General features: G+C 70.1%; 21 protein-coding genes and 1 tRNA gene. 11 read left to right on the forward strand and 11 right to left on the reverse strand.

Annotated features, from left to right (window positions below):
• Nucleotides 1–71: 71 nt before the first annotated feature.
• The 3 genes from ACFYVR_RS13665 to ACFYVR_RS13675 all read right to left on the reverse strand — a co-directional run bounded on the left by ACFYVR_RS13665 (nucleotide 72) and on the right by ACFYVR_RS13675 (nucleotide 1,888).
• Nucleotides 72–156 (reverse strand) — tRNA-Ser (locus ACFYVR_RS13665).
• A gap of 51 nt (nucleotides 157–207) precedes the next feature.
• Nucleotides 208–702 carry a MarR family winged helix-turn-helix transcriptional regulator gene (locus ACFYVR_RS13670; protein WP_387473821.1) on the reverse strand — a complete coding sequence of 165 codons (495 nt, stop codon included), beginning with the start codon at nucleotides 700–702 and terminating at the stop codon, nucleotides 208–210.
• A gap of 28 nt (nucleotides 703–730) precedes the next feature.
• Nucleotides 731–1,888, reverse strand: coding sequence for an alpha-hydroxy-acid oxidizing protein (locus tag ACFYVR_RS13675; protein WP_387474219.1), 1,158 nt, complete (start codon nucleotides 1,886–1,888; stop codon nucleotides 731–733).
• 85 nt (nucleotides 1,889–1,973) lie between these two features.
• On the opposite strand from ACFYVR_RS13675, the gene ACFYVR_RS13680 reads away from it, so the two are divergent.
• Nucleotides 1,974–2,960, forward strand: coding sequence for an NAD(P)H-quinone oxidoreductase (locus ACFYVR_RS13680; protein ID WP_387473823.1), 987 nt, complete (start codon nucleotides 1,974–1,976; stop codon nucleotides 2,958–2,960).
• A 188-nt stretch (nucleotides 2,961–3,148) separates the two neighbouring features.
• On the opposite strand, the gene ACFYVR_RS13685 is transcribed toward ACFYVR_RS13680, so the two are convergent.
• On the reverse strand, nucleotides 3,149–4,348 hold the full coding sequence (locus ACFYVR_RS13685) for a cysteine desulfurase-like protein (RefSeq protein ID WP_387473826.1): 1,200 nt from the start codon (nucleotides 4,346–4,348) through the stop codon (nucleotides 3,149–3,151).
• A gap of 154 nt (nucleotides 4,349–4,502) precedes the next feature.
• Between ACFYVR_RS13685 and ACFYVR_RS13690 the strand changes: the two genes are divergently transcribed.
• The 4 genes from ACFYVR_RS13690 to ACFYVR_RS13705 all read left to right on the forward strand — a co-directional run bounded on the left by ACFYVR_RS13690 (nucleotide 4,503) and on the right by ACFYVR_RS13705 (nucleotide 7,870).
• Entirely contained in the window at nucleotides 4,503–5,093 is a 591-nt protein-coding gene (locus ACFYVR_RS13690; protein WP_387473828.1) for a bacterial proteasome activator family protein, read from the forward strand.
• 152 nt (nucleotides 5,094–5,245) lie between these two features.
• Nucleotides 5,246–6,085 carry an ABC transporter ATP-binding protein gene (locus ACFYVR_RS13695; protein WP_387473831.1) on the forward strand — a complete coding sequence of 280 codons (840 nt, stop codon included), beginning with the start codon at nucleotides 5,246–5,248 and terminating at the stop codon, nucleotides 6,083–6,085.
• Nucleotides 6,082–6,966: a glycosyltransferase gene (locus ACFYVR_RS13700; protein WP_387473832.1), complete on the forward strand. Its 885-nt coding sequence runs from the start codon at nucleotides 6,082–6,084 to the stop codon at nucleotides 6,964–6,966. The genes ACFYVR_RS13695 and ACFYVR_RS13700 overlap by 4 nt, the downstream gene beginning before the upstream one ends.
• Before the next feature lie 88 nt (nucleotides 6,967–7,054).
• Complete coding sequence (locus tag ACFYVR_RS13705) at nucleotides 7,055–7,870, forward strand: ABC transporter permease (RefSeq protein ID WP_387474221.1); 816 nt, start codon at nucleotides 7,055–7,057, stop codon at nucleotides 7,868–7,870.
• A 25-nt stretch (nucleotides 7,871–7,895) separates the two neighbouring features.
• On the opposite strand, the gene ACFYVR_RS13710 is transcribed toward ACFYVR_RS13705, so the two are convergent.
• The 4 genes from ACFYVR_RS13710 to rfbB all read right to left on the reverse strand — a co-directional run bounded on the left by ACFYVR_RS13710 (nucleotide 7,896) and on the right by rfbB (nucleotide 13,340).
• Nucleotides 7,896–9,443: a glycosyltransferase family 39 protein gene (locus ACFYVR_RS13710; protein ID WP_387473835.1), complete on the reverse strand. Its 1,548-nt coding sequence runs from the start codon at nucleotides 9,441–9,443 to the stop codon at nucleotides 7,896–7,898.
• Nucleotides 9,444–9,447: 4 nt separating this feature from the next.
• Entirely contained in the window at nucleotides 9,448–11,349 is a 1,902-nt protein-coding gene (locus ACFYVR_RS13715) for a glycosyltransferase (RefSeq protein WP_387473838.1), read from the reverse strand.
• A 185-nt stretch (nucleotides 11,350–11,534) separates the two neighbouring features.
• A complete protein-coding gene (locus ACFYVR_RS13720) occupies nucleotides 11,535–12,185 on the reverse strand; it encodes a hypothetical protein (RefSeq protein WP_387473840.1) in 651 nt (216 codons plus the stop codon).
• A 147-nt stretch (nucleotides 12,186–12,332) separates the two neighbouring features.
• Nucleotides 12,333–13,340: a dTDP-glucose 4,6-dehydratase gene (gene rfbB, locus ACFYVR_RS13725; protein ID WP_387473843.1), complete on the reverse strand. Its 1,008-nt coding sequence runs from the start codon at nucleotides 13,338–13,340 to the stop codon at nucleotides 12,333–12,335.
• Nucleotides 13,341–13,468: 128 nt separating this feature from the next.
• On the opposite strand from rfbB, the gene ACFYVR_RS13730 reads away from it, so the two are divergent.
• The 4 genes from ACFYVR_RS13730 to ACFYVR_RS13745 are packed head-to-tail and all read left to right on the forward strand — an operon-like array spanning nucleotide 13,469 to nucleotide 18,269.
• A complete protein-coding gene (locus ACFYVR_RS13730; RefSeq protein ID WP_387473846.1) occupies nucleotides 13,469–14,920 on the forward strand; it encodes an APC family permease in 1,452 nt (483 codons plus the stop codon).
• The gene (locus ACFYVR_RS13735; protein ID WP_387473849.1) at nucleotides 14,920–15,327 is read left to right on the forward strand and encodes a hypothetical protein; all 408 of its coding nucleotides are present in this window, start codon (nucleotides 14,920–14,922) and stop codon (nucleotides 15,325–15,327) included. Before ACFYVR_RS13730 ends, ACFYVR_RS13735 begins: the two co-directional genes overlap by 1 nt.
• Nucleotide 15,328: 1 nt before the next feature.
• Entirely contained in the window at nucleotides 15,329–16,903 is a 1,575-nt protein-coding gene (locus ACFYVR_RS13740) for an MFS transporter (protein WP_387473852.1), read from the forward strand.
• A gap of 10 nt (nucleotides 16,904–16,913) precedes the next feature.
• Nucleotides 16,914–18,269, forward strand: coding sequence for a dipeptidase (locus ACFYVR_RS13745; RefSeq protein ID WP_387473855.1), 1,356 nt, complete (start codon nucleotides 16,914–16,916; stop codon nucleotides 18,267–18,269).
• Nucleotides 18,270–18,347: 78 nt separating this feature from the next.
• Here the strand turns inward: ACFYVR_RS13745 and ACFYVR_RS13750 are convergent, their stop codons facing one another.
• Complete coding sequence (locus ACFYVR_RS13750) at nucleotides 18,348–19,010, reverse strand: DedA family protein (protein ID WP_387473858.1); 663 nt, start codon at nucleotides 19,008–19,010, stop codon at nucleotides 18,348–18,350.
• Between the two features lie 101 nt (nucleotides 19,011–19,111).
• Here ACFYVR_RS13750 and rfbA point away from each other — a divergent pair, with 101 nt between their 5' ends.
• Both rfbA and ACFYVR_RS13760 read left to right on the forward strand, forming a co-directional pair.
• Nucleotides 19,112–19,987 (forward strand): glucose-1-phosphate thymidylyltransferase RfbA, encoded by an 876-nt coding sequence (rfbA, locus tag ACFYVR_RS13755; protein ID WP_387473860.1) that lies wholly within the window; start codon nucleotides 19,112–19,114, stop codon nucleotides 19,985–19,987.
• Nucleotide 19,988: 1 nt separating this feature from the next.
• Nucleotides 19,989–20,570 carry a dTDP-4-dehydrorhamnose 3,5-epimerase family protein gene (locus ACFYVR_RS13760; RefSeq protein ID WP_387473862.1) on the forward strand — a complete coding sequence of 194 codons (582 nt, stop codon included), beginning with the start codon at nucleotides 19,989–19,991 and terminating at the stop codon, nucleotides 20,568–20,570.
• Nucleotides 20,571–20,752: 182 nt separating this feature from the next.
• Here ACFYVR_RS13760 and ACFYVR_RS13765 read toward each other — a convergent pair whose 3' ends face one another.
• Nucleotides 20,753–21,670 carry a hydroxymethylglutaryl-CoA lyase gene (locus tag ACFYVR_RS13765; protein WP_387473865.1) on the reverse strand — a complete coding sequence of 306 codons (918 nt, stop codon included), beginning with the start codon at nucleotides 21,668–21,670 and terminating at the stop codon, nucleotides 20,753–20,755.
• Nucleotides 21,667–22,926: a CaiB/BaiF CoA transferase family protein gene (locus tag ACFYVR_RS13770; protein WP_387473868.1), complete on the reverse strand. Its 1,260-nt coding sequence runs from the start codon at nucleotides 22,924–22,926 to the stop codon at nucleotides 21,667–21,669. Before ACFYVR_RS13770 ends, ACFYVR_RS13765 begins: the two co-directional genes overlap by 4 nt.
• Nucleotides 22,927–23,240: the final 314 nt, after the last annotated feature.

The following is a 23,240-nucleotide window of genomic DNA, read 5'->3' on the forward strand; positions in this document are numbered from 1 at the left end:
ACGTGCCGCGCGGACCGGTTCGTGGCACGAGAAAGGCCCCTCACCTGCATCAACAGGTGAGGGGCCAGCTGCGGAAGCGGAGGGATTTGAACCCCCGGTCGCTCTCACGACGCTCGCTTTCAAGGCGAGTGCATTCGGCCGCTCTGCCACGCTTCCGTGGCGAATCCTAGCCGCCGGGCGCAACCGGGGACGAACCCGCCCGGCGCGTCACACCTCCGGGCGGGCGTCCAGGGCGGCGTCGACCTTCTCGAACACGGTGCCGACGGCGTCGAGTTCCTTCGCGTCGAGCAGGTCGATCAGGTAGTTCCGCACCCCGTTGAGGTGGGTGGGAGCGGCTTCGGCGAGTTTGCTGCGGCCGTGCGGTGTGATCAGGGCGAGCACGCCGCGGCCGTCCTCGACACAGGTGCTGCGGGTGACGAGGTCGTCCGTCTCCATCCGCCGCACCTGGTGGGTGAGGCGGCTGCGGGACGAGAGGATCCCGTCCGCGAGCTCGCTCATCCGGACCGACCCGTCGGGCGACTCCGACAGGATCACGAGGATCCGGTAGTCCGCCAGGGAGATCTGGTGTCGGCTCTGCAGCTCCCGGTTGAGCACCTCCATCAGGCGCTGACTGCCCTCGATGAACCCCCGCCAGGCACGCATCTCCGCCGCGTCGAGCCAGTGCGGAGACGCCGCCGTCTCATCTGCAATCTCTGTTGCCACCCCGCCATTCTAGTGAGCGGGGGACCGCTCAGGTGGCGCGAAGGATCGACGGATCCAACTCGGCGACGGTCGCGAAACCGGCGAGGCCCATGTTGACGTCGAAGTCCGCGAGCAGCATCCGCAGCGCGTGCCGCACTCCGTCTGCACCCGCGAGTCCGAGGCCGTACACCCACGGACGGCCGTACAGGACGGCGTCCGCGCCGAGCGCCAGCGCCTTCATCACGTCCGCGCCGCTGCGGATCCCGGAGTCGAGCAGCACGGCCGCCCGGTCCCCGATCGCGGCGGCGACCTCGGGGAGGGCGTCGAGCGCGGCGATCGCCCCGTCGACCTGACGGCCACCGTGGTTGCTCACCACGACACCGGACGCGCCTGCGTCGATCACCTCGCGGGCGTCGTCGGGATGCACGATGCCCTTCACCACGATCGGCAGGTCGGTCCAGTCCCGCAGTCGTGCAACGTCCCTCGTGCGGAGGGCGTGATTGCCGAACATCGACACCCACGTCAGCACCGCCATCTGCATCGCCTCGGTGCTCTCCTCCGGGGGCGTCGCGAGGCGGGACCGGAACACCGGGTCGGACAGGTAGTTCGCGATTCCCTTCGCCTTCAGGAACGGCAGGTGACCGAGCACGAGATCACGTGGTCGCCAACCCATTCCGGGAGTGTCGGCGGTGACGACGATCGCCTTCGCGCCGGCTGCGGCGGCGCGCCGCACGAACGATTCCGCGACCTCCTCGTCCGACGGCCAGTACAGCTGGTACCACCAGTTCTCACCCGACGCCGCCGCGACCGTCTCGATCGGCGTGGACGCCGCCGTCGAGAGCACCGACCCGACACCGAGTTCGGACGCGACCGCGCCGACCGCCGCCTCCGCGTCCGGGTGCACCATTTCGAGCACCCCGACCGGGGCGGTGAGCACCGGCGCCGCCAGCCGCGTCCCCAGCACGTCGACAGCGAGGTCGCGGGCGTCGGCGGCGGCGGTGCCGCGCAGCATCCGCGGCACGATCGCGTGCCGGTCGAAGGCCGCCAGGTTCGCCGCCGCCGTCCGTTCGGTGGACGCGCTGCCCGCGATGTAGCCGAACGCCTCCGGCGAGAGCCGCTCACGCGCGAGGTCCTCGAGACCGGCCGCCGTCATCGGCAGCTCCGGGACCACGCCGCCGAGGCCGGAGAAGTAGATCTCGTTCTGCATGTTGCCGAAGTAGGTCACAGCGAGACGGTATCGCCTCCACCGACTGCGCAGCGGTGGTACGCGGGCAGGCGCTAGCGTCGGTGTCATGCATGCGATCACCGTCACCGCGCCCGGCGGACCCGAAGTCCTCACCTGGTCGGAGGTTCCCGATCCCAGCCCCGGCCCCGGCGAGGTGCTGATCGACGTCGCCGCGACGGCCGTCAACCGCGCCGACGTGCTGCAGCGCCGTGGCCTCTACCCGCCGCCGCGCGGCGCCAGCGAGATCCTCGGACTGGAGTGCTCCGGCACCGTCAGTGCGCTCGGCGACGGGGTGCGGGACTGGCAGATCGGCGACCGGGTGTGCGCGCTGCTCGCCGGCGGCGGGTACGCGGAGAAGGTGGCGGTCCCGGCGACGCAGCTGCTGCCGGTGCCCGACGGACTGGACCTGGCGGCCGCGGCGTCACTCCCCGAGGTCGCGTGCACGGTGTGGTCGAACCTGGTGATGATCGGCGGGATGCGCGCCGGGCAGCTGGTGCTGATCCACGGCGGCGGGGGCGGTATCGGCACCCACGCCATCCAGGTCGCGTCGGCGCTCGGCGCCACCGTCGCCGTCACCGCCGGCTCCGAACTCAAACTCGCCGCCTGCCGCGACCTCGGCGCCTCGATCACGGTCAACTACCGCGAGGACGACTTCGTCGCCGCCGTCCGCGACACCCCGCAGGGCGGCGCCGACCTGATCCTCGACAACATGGGCGCGAAGTACCTGGACCGCAACGTCGACGCACTCGCCAAGGACGGGCAGCTGTGCGTGATCGGCATGCAGGGCGGCGCGATCGCCGAACTGAACATCGGCAAACTCCTGGCGAAGCGCGGCCACGTGTTTGCGACCGGATTGCGGGGCCGGCCCGAAACGGGGACCTCCAGCAAGGCGGAGATCGTCTCCGAGGTGACCGCCCGCCTGTGGCCGCTCGTCGCGGACGGCACGATCCGCCCGGTGGTGCACGCCGAGCTGCCGATCACCGAGGCCGGCCGGGCGCACGAGCTGCTGGACTCCGCCGAGACCGTCGGCAAGGTGGTGCTCACCGTCGCCTGACCCCACCCGGCTGAAGGGCACCCCGGTGCGGATCAACGACATGAAGGTGGCCTTCGGCCGGATCCGCCGGACGACCCGCTGTTCCGGCTGAAGGTGCCCTTCGTGCGGTTGATCCGAACGAAGGCGGCCTTCAGCCCGGAGGGGCGGGGTCGGCGGGGACCGCGGTTGGGAACGGGGAGGTGCTGTGCTCAGCCGAGGGAGGCGACGGCGCGGACGAGCTGGTCGATCTCGTACCGCGTCGTGTAGGGCGCGAGGCCGATCGTCACGGCGCCGCCCTCCTCGTTGACGCCGAGCGAGTCGAGCAGCCGGCTGCCGCGACTGCCGACGACGGTGCCGATGCGGCGGTCGGCGAAATGCTCGGAGACCTTCTCGGCGGGCACCCCGGCCACGGTGAAGCTGATGGTCGGAACCCGGCTGTGGGAGGTGCCGATCAGCGTGACCTGCGGCAACCTGCGCAGGGACGCCAGCAGCCGCTCGAACAGCCGGTCGTGGTAGTCCTGCAGCGAGCTGATCGACGTCTCGAGCCGTTCGCGGCGGGTGCCGTGGGCCGCCTCGTCGAGGTTCGCGAGGTAGTCGATGGACGCGGTCAGCCCGGCGAGGAGGGCGTACTGGTGTCCGGCCAGTTCGAGGCGTTCGGGGCCACGCGCGGTCGGGTTCAGCGAGATCGACGGGATCCGGTCGATCAGCGCCGGATCGCGGAACACCAGGGCGCCGATCTGGGGTCCGCCCCAGCTGGGCCCGGAGACCGCGACGACGTCCGCACCGAGTTCGTGGATGTCGACGTGCGCGTAGGGGGCGGCCGCGACGGCGTCGGCGACGAGCAGCCCACCCACCTCGTGGATCCGGTCGGCGGCGACCCGCACGTCCGGCGCCGAGCCGACGATCGGGGACGCGGCCGTCAACGCCACCAGCCGGGTGGTCGGGCCGATGAGTTCGGCGAACTGCCAGCTCGGCAGGTCGCACGTGTCGATCTCGACCTCCGCCCACCGGACCTGGGCGCCGTACCGGTTGGCGACGCGCAGCCACGGCGCGACGTTCGCCTCCTCGTCGAGCCGGGACAGCACGACACCGGTGCCGAGACCGAGCCGCGAACTGAGCGCTTCGGCCAGCCACGCGAGCAGTGACGCGCGATCGGGGCCGAGGACGACGCCGTCCGGGTCGCCACCGACGAGGTCCGCGACCGCCTGCCGGGCGGAGTCGAGGATCTCCGCGCCGCGCCGGGCGCTGACATGCCTGCCGGTGTGCCGGGACGCCGATCCACGGAACGCGGTGGACACCGCGGTCGACACCGAATCTGGGTGCAGCATTCCGGCCTGCGGGTCGAGATGGATCCATCCGTCTCCGAGTGAAGGGATCAGTCCCCGCACCCGGGCGACGTCGTAAGCCATGACCGACAGCCTAAGACTTGTTTTCTCCGCGATGCGATCGGGTTGACGGTTTCGGCTCGGCGGTACCGGATCTGAACAGCGGCGATACCGATTTCGGCGCGGTCGCCCGAATCGGGCCTTAGCGGATCGCGGACGAACCAGACAATATGGAGACATGACTGAACCGGAGAACGAACACGTCGTCGTGATCGGACCCGACGGGCGCCCCGTCGCCCTCAGCGCAGCCGGGCTCACTCCGGATCCCAGCGGTGCGGTCCGCAACGGCACGTCCGACGCCGAAGCCGAGGGGGACGAGCAGCGCGAGGAATCGCTCGCCGACATGGTCGAGCAGCCGGCGAAGGTCATGCGAATCGGCACGATGATCAAGCAGCTCCTCGAGGAGGTGCGCGCCGCACCGCTCGACGACGCCAGCCGCACCCGGCTCAGGGAGATCCACAAGTCGTCGATCAAGGAACTCGAACAGGGCCTGGCACCCGAACTGCGCGACGAACTCGAACGCCTCGCGCTGCCGTTCACCGACGAGACCGTCCCCTCCGATGCGGAGCTGCGGATCGCGCAGGCGCAGCTCGTGGGCTGGCTCGAGGGCCTGTTCCACGGCATCCAGACCGCGCTGTTCGCGCAGCAGATGGCCGCCCGCGCCCAGCTCGAACAGATGCGTCAGGGCGCGTTGCCGCCCGGGCTCGGCGGTGCACAGCACGCCGCCCCGGGCCAGCAGCCGCCCCAGGGCACCGGCCAGTACCTGTAGCAGGCAGCTGCGCTGCTCGTGCGCGGTTCCGGGGTCCGGACACCCCTCGACCGCGCACGAGCGGCGCAGCCGTGTCCGGGCGGCCGGTAGGCTGGGCGATCGTGTCAGCCGCCGCGTGCGAATCGGTCGGCTGAATCGCTTGAAAGGCGCGCATGACTGACCACGTGAGCATCGAGACCCAGAACGCGTACGTCGACTTCCCGATCTTCGACGCGAAGACCCGGTCGCTGAAGAAGGCGTTCCTCGGGAAGGCCGGCGGCACGATCGGTCGCAACAGCTCCGATGTCGTGGTCGTCGAGGCATTGCGGGACATCACGATCTCGCTGAAGGAGGGCGACCGCGTCGGCCTGGTCGGCCACAACGGCGCGGGCAAGTCGACCCTGCTGCGACTGCTGTCCGGAATCTACGAGCCGACCCGCGGCAGCGCTCGGGTCCGGGGTCGAGTCGCGCCGGTCTTCGACCTCGGTGTCGGCATGGATCCCGAGATCTCCGGCTTCGAGAACATCGTCATCCGCGGCATGTTCATGGGGATGACCCGCAAGCAGATGCTCGGCAAGGTCGACGAGATCGCCGAGTTCACCGAACTCGGCGAGTACCTGAACATGCCGCTGCGCACCTACTCCACGGGCATGCGGGTCCGCATCGCGCTCGGGGTCGTCACCAGCATCGACCCCGAGATCCTGCTGCTCGACGAGGGCATCGGCGCGGTCGACGCGGAGTTCATGAAGAAGGCCCGGACCCGGTTGCAGGCGCTGGTCGAGCGGTCCGGAATCCTGGTGTTCGCGAGCCACTCCAACGAGTTCCTCGCCCAACTCTGCGATCGGGCCCTGTGGATCGACCACGGTCAGGTCCGGATGAGCGGCGGCATCGAGGAGGTCGTGCGCGCCTACGAGGGTGACGACGCCGGCGATCACGTGGCGCACGTCATCCGGGAGATCGAACGCGAGAAGGCGCGCGACGCCGCGGCCGCCACCCCGAACGGCACCGTGTGAGCACGATCATCGGCGTCGTCGTCACCCATCGACGACGCGAACTGCTCGCCGCGTCCCTGCAGGTGCTCACCTCCCAGACCCGGCCGCTCGATCACCTGATCGTCGTCGACAACGCCGCCGAGGACGAGGTGCGCGACCTCGTCGAGGCCGCGAACATCCCGACCACCTACCTGGGGTCGAAGCACAACCTCGGCGGTGCGGGCGGTTTCGCGCTCGGCATGCTGCACGCGCTGGCGCTGGGCGCCGACTGGGTGTGGCTCGCCGACGACGACGGGCGCCCGGACGGACCCGCGGTGCTGGCCACCCTCCTCGCGTGCGCCGAGCGCAACAACCTGGCCGAGGTGTCGCCGGTGGTGTGCAACATCGACCAGCCGGAGCGGCTGGCGTTCCCGCTGCGTCGCGGGCTCGAGTGGCGGCGGACGCGTTCGGAGCTCGGCGACGGCGACCTGCTACCCGGCATCGCGTCGCTGTTCAACGGCGCCCTGTTCTCGGCGGCCGCGATCGACGCCGTCGGTGTGCCGGACCTGCGGCTGTTCGTGCGCGGCGACGAGGTCGAGGTGCACCGCCGGCTGGTCCGGTCCGGGCTGCCGTTCGGTACCTGCCTGACCACCGCGTACCTGCACCCGTGCGGGACCGACGAGTTCAAGCCGATCCTCGGCGGCCGGATGCACACGCAGTACCCGGACAACGACACCAAACGGTTCTTCACCTACCGCAACCGCGGCTACCTCCTCTCGCAGCCGGGCATGCGCCGACTGCTCCCCCAGGAGTGGCTGCGGTTCGGCTGGTACTTCCTGATCACCCGACGCGATCCCGCCGGCCTGCGGGAATGGGTCCGTCTACGCAAACTCGGCCGGGAGGAACGCTTTGAGCGGCAGTGACCTGGAGCTGGACCGGGAGGCGACGGAGGGCGGACGAGTAGTCTCGTCCCCTGTGTCCGACGCGTCCCCCGAAGCCCCGACAGCAGACCTGTCCACCAATTCCCGGAGCTTCCGGCGAGCGCTGGAGGACCTGCGGGACGGGTTCAAACACCGGGAGCTGTGGCTGCACCTGGGCTGGCAGGACATCAAGCAGCGGTACCGCCGCTCGGTGCTCGGCCCGTTCTGGATCACGATCGCGACCGGCGTCTCCGCGGTGGCGATGGGCCTGCTGTACGGCACGTTGTTCGACATGGACATCGCCGAGTTCCTGCCGTACGTCACGCTCGGCTTCATCATCTGGAACCTGATCAGCGGTTCCATCCTCGAGGGCGCGGACGTGTTCATGTCCAACGAGGGCCTGATCAAACAGCTGCCGACACCGCTGAGTGTGCACGTCTACCGGCTGGTGTGGCGCCAGCTGATCCTGTTCGCCCACAACATCGTCATCTACGTCGTCATCTTCGCCATCTTCCCGCAGCCGATCAGTTGGACGGCGATCGCCGCGATCCCGGCGCTGTTCCTGATCGCGATCAACGCGATCTGGGTCTCGCTGCTGTTCGGTATCCTCTCGACCCGCTACCGGGACATCGCACCGCTGCTCGGCAGCATCGTGCAGCTGCTGTTCTTCATGACGCCGATCATCTGGACCGAGAAGACGCTCCAGGGCACGGGCAACGCGGAGCGCGCGAAGATCGCCGAGCTCAACCCGCTGTACCACTTCCTCGACATCGTCCGGGCCCCGCTCCTCGGCCAGGACCAGCAGCTCTACCACTGGGTGATCGTCCTCGCGGTGACGGTGGTCGGCTGGGCCGTCGCGCTGCTCGCGATGCGCAACTACCGCTCGCGCGTCTCCTACTGGGTCTGACTGCGACGGGAGTGCCGTCGACGGATCACGACCGCTCCAGCCGGACCAGCTGGGTGTGGTGGATCGGGACGCGTTCGGAGATCACGAACCCCTCGACGGCCAGCGCCCGGTACAGGTCGGAGTCGACGAAACGGAACGGTGCGAACTCCCACCACACGTTCGCGGGATGCAGGTACCGCGCGTTCGTGGCCCGGTCTCCGTCGGTCACCGCCCACACCACCGCGCAGTGCCGCGCGCGGGCGGCCACGACATCGGTCGGTGCGTCCGTGTCCCAGAGGCTCGCGAGGTCGGCGCCGGACTCGCCGAAGCCGATGTCGTCGAGGTCGGCGAACGCGTCGGGTCGGGCCTGTTCGATCGCGCGCAGCGATGTCGGTTGCCACGTCACCGTCGGCTGGAATGCGACGCAGTCGCCGGGCCGCGCGCGGCGGGCGAGTTCATCGGCGGCAGCGCTGTAGTCCGTGCCGCCCGGCTTTCCCCACGGCTGCCGTTGCTCCAGGTAGTCGGGGAGCGCGACGAGCGCCAACACGAGCAGCACCGCCGCGACCGCGACCCGCGAGGTGAACGTACGGCCCACCGCCAGCCCCACGAGCAACGCCACCGCCGGCGTGGTGAAGATCAGGTAGCGGCCGAGGTAGATGTTGGCGACGAGGAGGGAGTAGACGAGGAACAGCGCGATCGGCACCAGCAGCCAGGGCAGCGCGACGATCAGAACGTCGCCGGCGGTGCCGTCCCGCCTGCCTCGGTACAGTCCGACCACACCGCCGACGATCACCAGCAGCAGGCACAGCGCCGCGAACCCGGTCGCACCGGGGAACCACTGGTCGACCGCGACGGTCTCGCCGATCCGGTGGTCGAGCGGCGGCACCCAGTCGACCTGCCCGGACTGCGACAGTGCCAGGGCCGCGAACGGCGCGACCGCCGCACCCGCTGCGGCGGCGGCGACGAGGAACCGGTACCGGCGCCGCGCCGGGCTCAGCGCGACGGTGACCGCGTGCGCGACCACCAGTGCGGCGCTGTAGAAGAAGAGGACGACGGACAGCGCGGTGAGCACGGCGTACAGCGCCCACCACCATCGCCGGGTCGACCGCAGCGCGGTGACCAGCACGAGGCCGGTCAGCGCGCCCATCGCCGCGACGAGCGCATACGACCGGGCCTCGGTCGCGGCCCAGGTGATGCGCGGCAGCACCATGAAGACCGCACCCGCGGCCACGGCGACCCGGGTGTCCGCCAGCATTCGGGCCAGCTGCACGAGTGCCGCGGTCGCGATCCCGACCGCGAGTGCGCTAGGGACGCGGGCCGACAGTTCGCCGATGCCGAACACCGCGAACCAGCCGTGCATCAGCAGGTAGTACGCGCCGTGCACAGCGTCGATCCGGCCGAGCAGCTCGCCCAGTTCGGGAACCGTGCGGTCCGCGGCCGACACCGTCGCCGCCTCGTCCCACCAGAACGACGGGATCCACGCGCCCGCGACACCGATCAGCGTCGCCAGCAGCCCGGCCCCAGCCGGCAGCCACGACGAGGAGGTTCCCCGGCGCCGGGACGGCACCGTCGCCGGTTCAGCGGACGGCGTCACCCATTCACACCTCGGTGCCGAACAGTCGGGTCCAGTTCTCCCGGCTGGTGATGCGCGGCAACGCCTCCGTGTAGGCGGTCTTCATCCGCGGTGCTTCCTTGCGCAGTCGCCAGCACACCTTCGCGGCCTGACGCGCCAGTTCGATCGCGGCCTGCTTGTCCCGCCGGCGGACCCGCACGGCGCCCTGCGACGCATCGGTGACCGTCGCCTGCGAGAACAGGGACACGTGCCACCAGTCGGCGTAGTGCGCGGGAATGGTCACCGGACGGCCGTCGACGCGGCCGAGGAACTGCTGCACGGCCCGCTTCGCGAGGACCAGGCCCTCCCGACTCTCGTCCGGTTCGAACTTCCAGACGTCCATCTGGGTGTGCGGGTCGGCTTCGGCTCCCACCTCGACCGCGGGACGCGCGACCGTCTCCGGGTAGCGGGACCGCAGTTCCCGGATGGCGCCGAGCACCTCCTGACCGCCGTCGTCGAGGAACGACGGGCCCTTCAGGAAGTCCTCCGCGGCCTGGATGAACGTCGCGGCAAGGCCGTACTGCATCGAGACGATCAGCTCGCTGATCTTGCGGAACAGGTACTTGGCCAGGGTGGTGCCGTCGAACCGGCCGTAGATCGACGACACGATCAGGCCGTTGCGGATGGAGAAGTACCGCGCCCAGTCGTCGTAGTCCTTGAGGTGGAAGTCGGCGTGCCACACCCCGGCGTTCGGCAGGGTGACGGTCGGGTGGCCGGCGAACCGGGCGCGGATGCCGTACTCGATGTCGTCCCACTGGAAGAACAGCGGCAGCGGCAGGCCGCAGTCGGCGATGATCTCCGCCGGGAGCAGGCACGTCCACCAGCCGTTCCAGCCGGCGTCGAATCGCTCTTCCTGCCGCTTCTTGACCAGGTCGACGCCCATCATCGCGCCCGGCGTCAGGGTGCCCGCCTTGATCTCGTCGAGCACTTCCCGCTCCGCGCTGACGTGCAGGATCTGCGGATTGCTCAGCGAGAGCATCTGCGCGCCGATGATCGCGGGCTTCGCGGTCATGTTCGCGAACGCGTTCATCCGCAGCACCGTCTCCGGCTCGCAGAGGATGTCGTCGTCCATCAGGATCACGTTCGCGTGCGCGGAACCGGGCGCGGAGGTGACCTCGTGCATGCCGCGGGCGAACCCGCCGGCGCCGCCGAGATTCGGCTGGGTCAGGTAGACGAGCTTGCGTCCGAGCGTCGCCGAGATCTCCGCGAACGCGGGCCGCGACTGCACCCGGTCGGTGCCCTGGTCGACGACGCAGACGGCGTCGATGTCGGCCATCGCCTCCGCGTCGGTGGCGAGCGTCCCGACGGTGGCGGCGCAGTCGTCGGCGCGGTTGAACGTGCAGATGACGACGGCGGCGGGCCGCAGCGTCTCCGGTGCGGGGACCGTCCAGCGGACCTCGCCGATCGTGAGGTCGCCGGTGTCGGTCTCGGCTTCGAACCACATCGCGCCGCCGTCGACGAACCGGTCCAGCCGACCCTCGAGGGTCAGCGTGCCGGAACCCTCGACGCGCTCGCGGACGACGAGGCGCTTGCGGCCCTTCGCGTCGGACGCCCACAGCGAGACAGCCGCCGCGCCCGTCGCGTACGTGAGGTCGAGACGGACCGCGGTGACGGCGGTCCAGCGCTGCCAGAAGCTCGCCGCGAACCGGCCGAAGTAGGTATTGGTGTCGGCGCGGGTGCCCTCGCGGAGCGTCAGCTCGGACCGCGTCGCCGCCGCGTCGCCCTTGACGGCGACGTACATCTTCTGCGGGACACGAGCCGACGTGGCGGCGAACAGGCCGCGCTGGGCGACCAGCCGATCCCGCTTCTCGTGCTCACCGAGTGCGCTGCGCAACGCCTCGACGTCGTTCGCGATTGCAGCCTCTCCGACTGCAGCTGCCTGATCCATCGAGTCCGCCCCAACCGTGTGTCTGGCCACTTGGTGTCCTGGCCGTTTCGCGCTGACAGTACCAATGGGCGCCCGGCGGGCACGTATTGGCCGCTACGGGCCCGTGCGTGGGTTTGGTGGCCGGGGCTGCCGAACCCGCGCACGGGCGGCGGAGCCGCCCAGGGCCTGTCTCCCGATTCCATGCCCTAGTTCCAGTTGATTCCGAGGGAACCGACGGCGACCGAGCCGAAGCCGGTGAGTACGGATCCTTCGACGAGTGAGCCGAAGTTGCCGAACCCGGTGTTCGAGGAGCCGGTGTTGGCGGAGCCGACGTTCGTCGAGCCGGTGTTGGCGGAGCCGGCGTTCAGCGAGCCGGTGTTGGCGGAGCCGACGTTGCTGTTCCCCGTGTTCGCGGACCCCACGTTGCCGGAGCCGGTGTTCGACGACCCGATGTTGCCGGAGCCGGTGTTCGACGAACCGATGTTGCCGGAGCCGGTGTTGCTGGGCCCGACGTTGTGGGAGCCGGTGTTGTTCTCGCCGACGTTGTTCGAACCGACGGCGCTGGCGGTGGTCGACGACCCGCCGGGTCCCGAGCCTCCCGACGAACCGGTAGCGGTGAGGTCCGACGACAGCCCGATCCCGAGGGCGGAGGCGATCTCGCGACACGGCAGCACCGTGCCCGGGGCGACCACCTGGGCGATCACCGCGACGTCGGACAGCCCGATCGGCGCGCACGCGTGGACGGCCCTGGCAGGGCTCAACGACCCGGAGTCGACGGATCCGGGGTCCGCGGCAGCCGTCCCGGCGCCCGCGAGCAGTACGGCACCGAGCGCCGATCCGATCACGAGGCTTCGCATTCCGCTCCGAGTGACAGCGTCCATCGCCGTACCCTTTCGTCGGCCGTAAAGGCATGAGCGAACTCTCAGGGAACCGTCCGCGACGCTACCGCTGCGCGGGACCGCCCGCCCGGCTAATCGCCGCGTTGGTGGGCACCGGGCCGCAGCTCAGTCGGCGCCTCGGGCCTCGACGGCGGCGTACGTCGCCTCGGTCGCCTCCTTGCCCGGACGCCACCACGCCTCGTGGTCGCGGTACCAGTCGACGGTCGCCTCCAGCCCCGCCCGGAAGTCGCGGTAGCGCGGCGTCCACCCGAGCTCGCTGCGCAGCAGCGTCGAGTCGATCGCGTACCGCAGGTCGTGGCCCGGGCGGTCGCGGACGTGGTCGAAGTCGTCGGGGCGGCGGCCGAAGATCTCGAGCAGTGCCGCGACGACGGTCCGGTTGTCGACCTCGCCGTCGGCGCCGATCAGATAGGTCTGCCCGATCCGGCCGCGGTCGAGGACGTCCCACACCGCGCGGTTGTGGTCGTCGACGTGGATCCAGTCCCGGACGTTGGCCCCGGCCCCGTAGAGCTTCGGCCTGCCGCCGTCGAGGAGGTTGGTGATCTGGCGCGGGATGAACTTCTCCACGTGCTGGTAGGGCCCGTAGTTGTTGGAGCAGTTCGACAGCGTCGCCCGGATCCCGAAGGACCGGCCCCAGGCCCGCACCAGCAGGTCGCTCGACGCCTTCGTCGACGAGTACGGGCTCGACGGGTTGTAGGCGGTGGCCTCCGTGAACCGCGCCGGGTCGTCGAGTTCGAGGTCGCCGTACACCTCGTCGGTGGAGATGTGGTGGTAGCGGACGTCGTGCTTGCGGACCGCCTCGAGCAGCGTGTACGTGCCGACGACGTTGGTCTGCACGAACGGCCACGGGTCGCCGAGCGAGTTGTCGTTGTGCGACTCGGCGGCGAAGTGCACCACCGCGTCGGACGCGCCGACGAGCCGGTCGACGAGGGCGGCGTCGGTGATGTTGCCGTGCACGAAGGCGATCCGGTCGGCGACGGGTTCGAGCGAGGCGCGGTTGCCCGCGTAGGTCAGGGCGTCGAGGACGGTGACCTGGACGTCGGGTCGCTCCGCGACGGTCTGGTGGACGAAGTTGGCGCCGATGAATCCCGCGCCGCCGGTGACGAGCAACCTCATGGGCCGAACAGTACCCGGACCGGATCGTCCGGCCGTTCACGGCGTTCACCCGTCGCGGGTGAGGTCGCTGCCGTCCACGACGCCATACCGTCGGGATGGGTAGGTCACTCTCGCGACAGGAGGACCGCGTGTCCGACAACGGGAACGAACCGGTGGCGACGAGCACTCCGCACACCGCGTCATCCGTCAAGTACATCTCCTGGACGGCACTCGCGCTGATGACCGTGTCGTCGGTCGCGAGTCTGCGGCCCGCACCGACGATGGCGGTGTACGGGCTCGCGTGCGTCTTCCTCTACGTGCTGCCCGCCATCGTGTTCCTGATCCCGACCGCCCTGGTGTCCGCCGAGCTGGCGTCCGGCTGGTCGGGTGGTGTGTATCGCTGGGTGACGGAAGGCATCTCACCCAACATGGGCTTCGCCGCGGCGTGGCACCAGTTCGCGATGACGATCTTCTACTACCCGACGCTGCTGTCGTTCGTCGCGAGCACCCTGGCGTACGTGATCAATCCGAGCCTCGCATCGAGCGGAGTGTTCACCGCGGTGGTCATCATCGTCGTCTACTGGGCGGGTGTGCTCCTCGCCCTCCGCGGCGGCATCGGGGTGATCGCGAAGCTCGCGTCGAGCGGCGTCCTCGTCGGAACACTCGTTCCCGGTGCACTTCTCGTGCTGCTCGGCATCGTGTTCCTCCTCCAGGGCAACCCGTCGGCCGCGCCGATGACCGGGGACGCGATGCTGCCCGCGTGGACGGGCATCGCCAGCATCGTGCTGATCGTCAGCAACTTCGGCGCGTACTCGGGCATGGAGATGAACGCCGTCCACGTCAACGAACTGAAGAACCCCGCGAAGCAGTTCCCGCGGGCGATGTTCCTCGCGGTGGCGCTGGTCCTGGTCATCCTGATCCTGCCGCCCCTGGCGATCTCGTGGGTGGTTCCGTCGCAGGAGATCAGTCTCACCGCCGGTGTGATGCAGGCGTTCTCGGTGGTGTTGGCGCACTTCGGTCTCGAGTGGCTGGTGCCGATCGTCGGTCTGGCGATCGTCGTCGCCTCGCTCGCCGGTTTCATGACGTGGCTGTCCGGTCCGTCCAAGAGTCTGCTGCTCGTCGCGAAGGACGGCGGGTACCTGCCGCCGTACTTCCAGCGCACCAACAAGGTGGGCGTCCAACAGAACATCCTCGTGGTGCAGGGATGGGTGACCACGCTGCTGGCGCTGCTGTTCGCGCTCGTACCGGCCGTGTCGAACGCGTACTGGATCTTCATGACGATCACCACGTCCGTGTACCTGCTGGTGTACCTGTGGCTGTTCGTCGCCGCGTACCGGCTCCGCAAGATCGCGCCCGACCATCCGCGCGGCTACCGGGCGCCCGCGCTGCCGCTGCTGTGCGCGGTCGGCCTGATCTCGTCGGTCGCCGCGATCGCCATCAGCTTCGTCCCGCCCTCGCAGTTCGGCGGCGGGAACCCGCTGAGCTTCATCGCGATCGTGGGAGGCGGAATCCTGTTGCTGGGGCTGATCATTCCCCTGGCACTGGTCAAGGCCCGGAAGCCGAGTTGGAAGCTCCCCGCGGACGACACGGAGGTGGCGTGATGCCGAGCAACAAGGTCGTCTACTGGACCGCCGGCGGTCTCCTGGCGGTACTGCTGCTGATCATGGTGCTGTCGTGGGACTACAACCGCGACAACGCCGTCGCCCGGGACAAGGCGAACGAGTTGATCGCCGCCTACGAGGAGGCGGGGCTGCCGACACCGGCGTCCGCGGACCAGGTCGCGCGGGTGCTCGGCGACGACGGCGGCAACGTCTGCGCGACCGCGGGCAGCCGTCAGCAGCTCGGTGAGCTCAAGACCCGGATGGCCGTCGGCGGCGAGTTCTACCAACGCCCCGTCCTGGTCCCGCGCAACACCCTCGAGGGGCTGCGCCTGATCGTGGAGGTCTACTGCCCGGAGAACCTTTCGGTCGTGTCCGAGTTCGTCGACGGCCTCGAGTACTCGGACTGACATGACGAGCCGGGTGAGCGGAGACGTCACGACGTCACGACGGTGGGTGTCGCTGGCGGCGATCTGCACGGCCGCGGGCCTGGTGTGGCTGGCGTTCGCCGACCTCGGGGTGGCCGTCCCGACGATCGCGGACGACCTGAACGCGGACATGTCGGCGTTGGCGTGGGCCAACAACGCGTTCAGTCTCGTCGCGGGCGCCCTGGTGATCGCGGCGGGCAAGTTCGGGGACGTGTTCGGGCGCCGACGGATGCTGCTCCTCGGCATCGTGCTGTTCGCCGCGTTCTCGGTCGTCGCGGCGCTGGCGTCGACCGTGCAGATGTTGGTCGCGGGGCGCGCGCTGATGGGCATCGGTGCGGCACTGATCCTTCCGGCCACCCTCGCGCTCATCCCGCCGCAGTTCTCGGGGAAGGCGCAGCTGACGGCGTTCGGCGTGTGGCAGGCCGTCGCCTGGGGCGGGCAGGCGGTGGCACCGGCGATCGGCGGTGTGATCACCGATACCGTCGGCTGGTCGTGGCTGTTCTGGATCAACGTGCCGCTCAGCCTGGGGGCGTTCGCCGTCGTCCGGGCGTTGACGCCGGAGTCGTCGGACCCGACCGCGTCACGCCGGGTGGACTGGGCCGGACTCGCGACCATCGGACTCGCGGCGTTCGCGCTGCTGTTCGCGCTCACCGACGGACCGAGCGTCGGCTGGTCGTCGCCGCTGGTGATCGGGCTGCTGGTCGCGACCGTGGTGCTCGTGCTCGCGTGGGTGTGGATCGAACGGACGGTGTCCGATCCGCTGGTGGACCTGTCGCTGTTCCGGCTGCGCCCGTACGACGGCGCGCTCACCGCGAATCTCGTGATGAACCTCGCCTACGCGGGCCTGACGTACCTGCTCGTCCTGTGGCTGCAGAACGCCCGCGGCTACAGCGCCGTCGAGGCGGGCATGCTGATGCTGCCGGCGACCATCGGGATCTTCGCGTTCATTCCGCTCGGCAGTCGCCTGGACTCCGCGCGCGGCGGACGTCTGCCGGTGCTGCTCGGCCTGCTCGTGCTCGGTCTCGGATTGTTCGTGTTCACGCCGATGCGCGCCGGCTCGGGGCTGTGGCTGCTGGCCCTCGGCCTGGTCGTGGTGGGCGTCGGCCTGGGCACCCTGTCGACGCCGATCTCCAACACGGCGGTCGGCGACGTGCCCGAGCAGCTCGCAGGCACCGCCGCCGGTGTCTTCAAGATGTCGAGCATGGTCGGCGGTGCGCTCGGCGTCGCCGTGCTGACAGCGCTGGCCCGAGGATTCACCGTCAGCGACAGCCAGGACGCGATCACCGAGGCCGGACTCACCAGCGACGACGTCGCCGCCGCCCAGAGGGCGCTGGTGAACTCCGCGTCGTACGCGGACGCGCTGTCCACGCTGCCGCAGGACCTGCGCGACAAGGTGACGGCCGCCGTCGTCGACGCGTTCTCGTTCGGCGTGGCGCAGGCCGTGCTCGTCACGGGTGTCGTCACGCTGATCGCCGCCGTCGCGGTCGCGTTCGTCTGGCCGCGACAGCACGATGAGGAAACGAGCCGGACCACCCGTTCGGCGGACTCGACACAGTGAGGTGGAACCGATGCCCGACGACGCCCTGCGTGAGCGTGTGCACGAGCTGATGCCGCGTGCGAAGACCGATCTGACGGAGATGGTCTCGTTCCGGTCGGTGCACGACCCCGCACAGTCGCCGCCCGAAGAGTGCGACAAGATGGTCGACTGGCTGCTGGAGGCGTTCAGCGTCGCCGGACTGCAGGACGTCGAAGCGCACGTGACCAGCGACGGCAGCAAGGCGGTGACGGGCCACGCGGAGGGGCCGCCCGACGCACCGACGGTGCTGCTGTACTTCCATCACGACGTCCAACCGCCCCTGAACGACGCGGCCTGGCACTCGCCGGTGTGGACGCTCACCGAACGCGACGGACGCTGGTACGGCCGCGGCGCCGCCGACTGCAAGGGCAACATCGCCGCCCACCTGACGGCCCTGCGCGCGCTGGGCGGCGACCTGCCCGTGAACGTGAAGATCATCGGCGAGGGGTCCGAGGAGCAGGGCACCGGCGGCCTCGAGGACTTCGTCCCGAAGAACGCCGATCTGCTGCGGGCGGACGCGATCGTCGTCGCCGACGCCGGCAACTTCGCGGTGGGCGTGCCGGGCCTGACGACCAGCCTGCGCGGAATCGCGAACGTCGTCGTCACGGTCGAGACGCTGGGCTCGGCGATGCACTCGGGGATGTTCGGCGGCGCCGCGCCCGACGCGCTGGCGGCGCTGATCCACATGCTCGCCACCCTCCGCGACGACGCAGGCAACACCACCGTGCGGGGGCTCGACAACACCGCGACGTGGCCGGGCGTCGACTATCCCGTCGAGCAGTTCCGCACCGACGCGACCGTCCTCGACGGCGTCGACCTGCTCGGCAGCGGCCTGGTGTCCGACATGGTGTGGGCGCGTCCCGCCGTCACCGTCCTCGGGATCGACTGCCCGCCGGTCGTCGGGTCGTCCGCCGCGATCCAGCCGGTCGCGCGGGCCCGGATCAACCTGCGGGTACCGCCGGGATCGGACGCCCGACAGGCGCAGGACGCGCTGATCGCGCACCTCGAGGACGTCGCGCCGTGGCACGTCCGCGTCACCGTCGTCCGGGAGGCGGACGGTCAGCCCTTCATCGGATCCACCAGCGGCGACGCCTACGAGTCGATGGTGTCGTCGATGCGTGACGTGTACGGCAGGGACGTCGTGCTGCAGGGCCAGGGCGGGTCGATCCCCCTGTGCAACGTCTTCGCCGACACCTATCCCGACGCCGAGATCATGCTCATCGGGGTGGAGGAACCGGCGTGCCTCATCCACGCCCCCAACGAGAGCGTCGCCCCGAGCGAGATCGAGCACATGGCACTCGTCGAGGCCACCTTCCTGCGTGACTACTCCCGCCGCCGGTCGGCGTAGGCACCCCGGTCACGACGCGGCGCGTCGGCCACATCAGGACGCGGCGCGTCGGTGTCATCGGGACGCGGCGCGTCGGTGTCATCGGGACGCGGCGTGTCGGCGCGCGGCGGTGATCTTGCGCCACCCGTACAGGCAGACGAGCACCACCAGGGCGACGATCACCACGTACTGGAGCACCGACGCGTACCTCTCCACCTGCGACCAGTTCTCCCCCAGGCAGTACCCCGCCAGGACGAAGATCGAATTCCAGATTCCGCTGCCCAACGCCGTGTACAGCACGAACACGCCCACCGGCATTCGCGCGACACCGGCGGGCACCGAGATCGCGCTGCGCACCAGGGGGACCATGCGCCCGAAGAACACCGCCCTGGTGCCGTGCCGCGCGAACCACTCCTCCCCCTTGCGCAGATCGTCGACGGACACCAGGGGGAGACGGTCGACGATCCGGCGCAGCCGGTCCATGCCGATCGCGCGGGAGATCCAGTAGAGGAGCAGGGCACCTACCACCGAGCCGGCCGTGGTCCATGCGATCGCCTCGATCAGCGACATCGCGCCGCGGGCGGCGGCGAACCCGGCGAGCGGGAGGATCACCTCGCTGGGGATCGGCGGGAAGAGGTTCTCGATCGCGATGGCGATGCCGGCGCCGGGACCGCCGATGGCGTCCATCAGGCCCACCGCCCAGTCGGCGACGGCGTCGAAGAGTCCGCCGGAGGTCGTGTCGGCTGCGAGTGCGTCGGTCACCGCAGCGATCGTACCGACAACTCCGCCCGAACCGGACTATAGGGACATAACGGGAAGGGAGGGCGGCGGACGGGCGGCCGATCCATGGAACACTGCAACCTATGCGCGGAATCATCCTGGCCGGCGGCACGGGCTCACGGCTGCACCCGATCACCCTCGGGGTCAGCAAGCAACTCGTGCCCGTCTACGACAAGCCGATGATCTACTACCCGCTGTCCACGCTGATCCTGGCCGGAATCCGCGACATCCTGGTGATCACGACACCGTGGGACGCCGAGCAGTTCCGGCGCCTGCTCGGCGACGGCGCACAGTTCGGCGTCTCGATCACGTACGCGGTCCAGCCGCAGCCGGACGGCCTGGCGCAGGCGTTCGTGATCGGCGCCGACCACATCGGCAACGACACCGTCGCGCTGGTCCTGGGCGACAACATCTTCTACGGTCCGGGCATCGGAAGCAGACTGAACCGGTTCGAATCCCTCAGCGGCGGAGCGGTGTTCGCGTACCAGGTGTCCGACCCGTCCGCGTACGGCGTGATCGAGTTCGACGCCGACGGCCGCGCCGTGTCGCTCGAGGAGAAGCCCGCGGTGCCGCGGTCGCGGTTCGCGGTGCCCGGACTGTACTTCTACGACAACGACGTGGTGTCGATCGCGCGGGACCTGACGCCGTCCGCGCGTGGCGAGTACGAGATCACCGACGTGAACCTCGCGTACCTGGAGGCGGGGCGACTGCAGGTCGAGGTGCTGCCCCGCGGCACCGCGTGGCTCGACACCGGCACCTTCGACTCGCTGCTCGACGCGTCGAACTACGTCCGCACCATCGAGCAGCGGCAGGGCCTCAAGATCGGGGTGCCCGAGGAGGTGGCGTGGCGGCGCGGGTTCATCGATGACGACGAATTGCGTTCGCGCGCAAACAGTCTGGTCAAGTCCGGGTACGGAGGCTATCTGCTCGGGCTGCTCGAGCGCGGCAAGGACTGGTGACGTGGAGTTTCGTGAACTGAGTATCGCCGGCGCGTGGGAGATCACGCCGCGTCAATTCGGCGACGACCGCGGGGTCTTCCTCGAGTGGTTCAAGGACTCGGCGTTCCGGGAGGCCGCCGGGAAGCCGCTCGATCTGAAGCAGGCGAACTGCTCGGTGTCCGCCGCCGGAGTGCTGCGCGGCGTGCACTTCACCGACAACCCGCCGGGGCAGGCGAAGTACGTCACCTGCGTGCGCGGCGCGTTCCTCGACGTGATCGTCGACCTGCGCGTGGGTTCACCCACGTTCGGGCAGTGGGATTCGGTGCTCCTCGACGACGCGGACCGTCGCGCCGTCTACCTCTCCGAAGGGCTCGGGCATGCGATCCTGTCGCTCGAGGACCACTCGACGGTGATGTACCTGTGCTCGATCGAGTACACGCCGGCCCTCGACCGGGACCTCAGCCCGCTCGACCCCGACCTGGCCATCGACTGGCCCACCCACGGCCGGGACGGGACCCCGCTGACGTACCAACTGTCCGAGAAGGACAGCGCCGCACCGTCGTTGGCGGATCTCCTCGCCGCCGACGTCCTCCCCCGCTTCTGACCCCCTTCCCCCTGCCCCCCTTTTCCGGCTGAAGGCGGCCTTCGTTCGGTTGAACAGGACGAAGGGCGCCTTCAGCCGAAAAGGGGGGCGGGTGGCCGAGGTGCGGCCACACCGGCTGAAGGTGACCTTCGTGCGCGTGAGCCGCACGAAGGGCGCCTTCAGCCGAAAACGAGGGGGGTGGGTCAGGCGGGGCGGGGGCTGGGGACGGGCGGGCCGCCGGCGGCGAGCATGCCGCTGGGGAGTTTCTTGCCGAGGTGTCCGGAGATCAGCCGGGCGGCGTCGAGGGCGCGGTCGATGTCGACGCCGGTGGGGATGCCGCCGTCCTCGAACATGTAGACCAGTTCCTCGGTGGCGATGTTGCCGCTGGCGCCGGGCGCGAAGGGGCAGCCGCCGAGCCCGCCGACGGACGAGTCGAACTGGCGGATTCCGAGCGTGTACGCCGCCCACGCGTTGGCCAGGCCCTGCCCGCGGGTGTTGTGCAGGTGCAGGCCGACGTCGACACCCGGCGCGGCGGCGAGCACTCGTCCCAGCACGTCGGTGACGCGAATCGGGGTAGCGGTGCCGATGGTGTCGGCGACGGCCAGCGCGTCGGCGCCGTCCTCGACTGCGCGACGGGCGATCTCGGCGACCCGCTGCGGCGGCGTCGGGCCGTCGAAGGGGCAGTCGAAGGCGATCGCGACGATCACCTCGAGGTGTCCGCCGGCCTCATGGACGAGTTCGGCGATCGGCGCGATCAGCGCGATCGACTCCTCGCTGCTGCGACCGACGTTGGCCCGGCTGTGCCCGTCGGACGCCGACACGACGTACTCGAGCCGGGTGACGCCGGCGGCCAGTGCACGGCGGACGCCGCCCATGCCCGCGACCAGCGCGGAGAACTCCACGTCGGGCCACCGCTTCAACTGCGCGGCAACGGCTTCCGCGTCGGCGAGCGACGGGATGGCCCGCGGGGACACAAACGAGGTGACCTCGATGCGCCGCACCCCGGTCGCGACCAGGGCATCGATGAACTCGAGCTTGGCATCGGTGCCGATCGGTTCCTCGATCTGCAGTCCGTCCCGCGGCCCGACCTCGCGGATGTCCACTTCCGCAACGAAACTCATGCGATCGTTCCTTCCTCACGCAGGCGGGCGAGGGTGTCGGCGTCGTAGCCGAGGACCTCGCCGAGCACCTCGTCGGTGTGGGTACCGGGCTCGCTCGCCCCGCCGAAGCGGACACTGCCCGCGGTCTCGCTGAGCTTGGGGATGATGCCGACGCCCTTGACCGGCTCGGGGTCGTAGCCCTCGTCACCGGGCGACTTGGACGGGTCGACGTGGTCGACGAACATGTCGCGGGCGTTGAACTGCGGGTCGACCATCACCTCGGCGACGGTGTTCACGGGGCCGGTGACGACCTCGAACTTGTTGAGGATCGCGACGAGGTCCTCCGCGGTGTACTGCGCGGCCCACTCGCCGATCATCTCGTCGAGTTCGTCCTGGCGGTCGCCGCGGGCGTTGTGGTCGGCGAAGCGCGGGTCGGTGCCGAGCTCGGGCTTGCCCATCGCGGCGGCCAGACGCATCCACAGGGTGTCCTGGTTGGCGGCGATGATCACCCACAGCCCGTCCTTGGACTTGTAGATGTTCGACGGTGCGACCCGCTCGAGGCGGGTGCCCGACGGCTGCCGCACGTGCCCGGTCTTGTGGTAGTCGGGCACCGTCGACTCCTGGATGGCCAGCGAGGCCTCGCTCAGCGCGGCGTCGACGACCTGACCGCGGCCGGTGCGCTCGCGGGCGTAGAGGGCGGCGAGCACACCCTGGAAGGCGAACATGCCGCCGAGGCTGTCGCCGAGGGACAGGGCGATGCGCGGCGGGGCCTGGCCGGGGAAGCCGTTGAGGTGCCGCAGGCCGCTGATGCCCTCGGCGACGGACGCGTAGCCGGGACGCACCGAATAGGGACCGGTCTGCCCGTAGCCGGAGACGCGCGCCAGGATCAGGCGCGGGTTCAGCTCGCTCAGCACGTCGTAGCCGATGCCCCACCGCTCGAGGGTGCCGGGGCGGAAGCTCTCCACGACGACGTCGGCGGTGCGGGCGAGCTCGAGGAAGATCTCCTTGCCCGCGTCGGTGCGCAGGTCGAGGCTGATGCAGCGCTTGTTGCGCGCGTGCACTCGCCAGAACAGCTTCTGGCCGCCCTGTCCCCAGTCGCGCAGCGGGTCCGGACGGTCCGGCGCCTCGATCTTGACGACGTCGGCTCCCATGTCGCCGAGCAGACGGCCGCAGTAGGGGCCGGCGATGAGGGTGCCGAGTTCGAGGACCCGCACCCCGTCGAGAGCGCCGCGGGCAGTGCCGGTCTCGTCCGGCGCGATCGGGGAGTTCGTTGTCATCAGGCTTGCCTTCGAGGGTTGGGACGGATTGGGAGGCGGCGAACGCGCGAGCCCACGAGCGTCCGGAGCAGGGCCCGACTGCCACGGTACCGGCTCACGGACGCGTCCGGCCGGATGTGACGCCAGGCTTCGCATTGGCGCTGGTAGAGCGCGTACATTCGGATGCATTCGGTTGTGAGGTGCATCATCACCCGACACAGCCACCGCGGTCAAGGCTTCGGCGTCCGATATCCCACACTGTAAAACCGATATTCGGAAACGACCAGGGACGCGGGCGCGTCGCCCGGCCCGGCACCCGCCGCCGACCGCCGACC

Origin of the sequence: Rhodococcus sp. NPDC003318, assembly GCF_042879035.1 — a bacterium.
In the GTDB taxonomy this organism is placed as follows: domain Bacteria; phylum Actinomycetota; class Actinomycetes; order Mycobacteriales; family Mycobacteriaceae; genus Rhodococcus_G.

Excerpts from the sequence above, each read along its gene's own strand:
- ACFYVR_RS13765 (WP_387473865.1), bottom strand. The coding sequence starts at position 21,670 with ATGAGTTTCGTTGCGGAAGTGGACATCCGCGAGGTCGGGCCGCGGGAC.
- rfbA (WP_387473860.1), top strand. The coding sequence starts at position 19,112 with ATGCGCGGAATCATCCTGGCCGGCGGCACGGGCTCACGGCTGCACCCG.
- ACFYVR_RS13685 (WP_387473826.1), bottom strand. The coding sequence starts at position 4,348 with ATGGCTTACGACGTCGCCCGGGTGCGGGGACTGATCCCTTCACTCGGA.
- ACFYVR_RS13720 (WP_387473840.1), bottom strand. The coding sequence starts at position 12,185 with ATGCGAAGCCTCGTGATCGGATCGGCGCTCGGTGCCGTACTGCTCGCG.
- ACFYVR_RS13740 (WP_387473852.1), top strand. The coding sequence starts at position 15,329 with ATGACGAGCCGGGTGAGCGGAGACGTCACGACGTCACGACGGTGGGTG.
- ACFYVR_RS13690 (WP_387473828.1), top strand. The coding sequence starts at position 4,503 with ATGACTGAACCGGAGAACGAACACGTCGTCGTGATCGGACCCGACGGG.
- ACFYVR_RS13695 (WP_387473831.1), top strand. The coding sequence starts at position 5,246 with ATGACTGACCACGTGAGCATCGAGACCCAGAACGCGTACGTCGACTTC.
- ACFYVR_RS13745 (WP_387473855.1), top strand. The coding sequence starts at position 16,914 with ATGCCCGACGACGCCCTGCGTGAGCGTGTGCACGAGCTGATGCCGCGT.
- ACFYVR_RS13715 (WP_387473838.1), bottom strand. The coding sequence starts at position 11,349 with ATGGATCAGGCAGCTGCAGTCGGAGAGGCTGCAATCGCGAACGACGTC.
- ACFYVR_RS13770 (WP_387473868.1), bottom strand. The coding sequence starts at position 22,926 with ATGACAACGAACTCCCCGATCGCGCCGGACGAGACCGGCACTGCCCGC.
- ACFYVR_RS13680 (WP_387473823.1), top strand. The coding sequence starts at position 1,974 with ATGCATGCGATCACCGTCACCGCGCCCGGCGGACCCGAAGTCCTCACC.
- ACFYVR_RS13735 (WP_387473849.1), top strand. The coding sequence starts at position 14,920 with ATGCCGAGCAACAAGGTCGTCTACTGGACCGCCGGCGGTCTCCTGGCG.
- rfbB (WP_387473843.1), bottom strand. The coding sequence starts at position 13,340 with ATGAGGTTGCTCGTCACCGGCGGCGCGGGATTCATCGGCGCCAACTTC.
- ACFYVR_RS13675 (WP_387474219.1), bottom strand. The coding sequence starts at position 1,888 with ATGCAGAACGAGATCTACTTCTCCGGCCTCGGCGGCGTGGTCCCGGAG.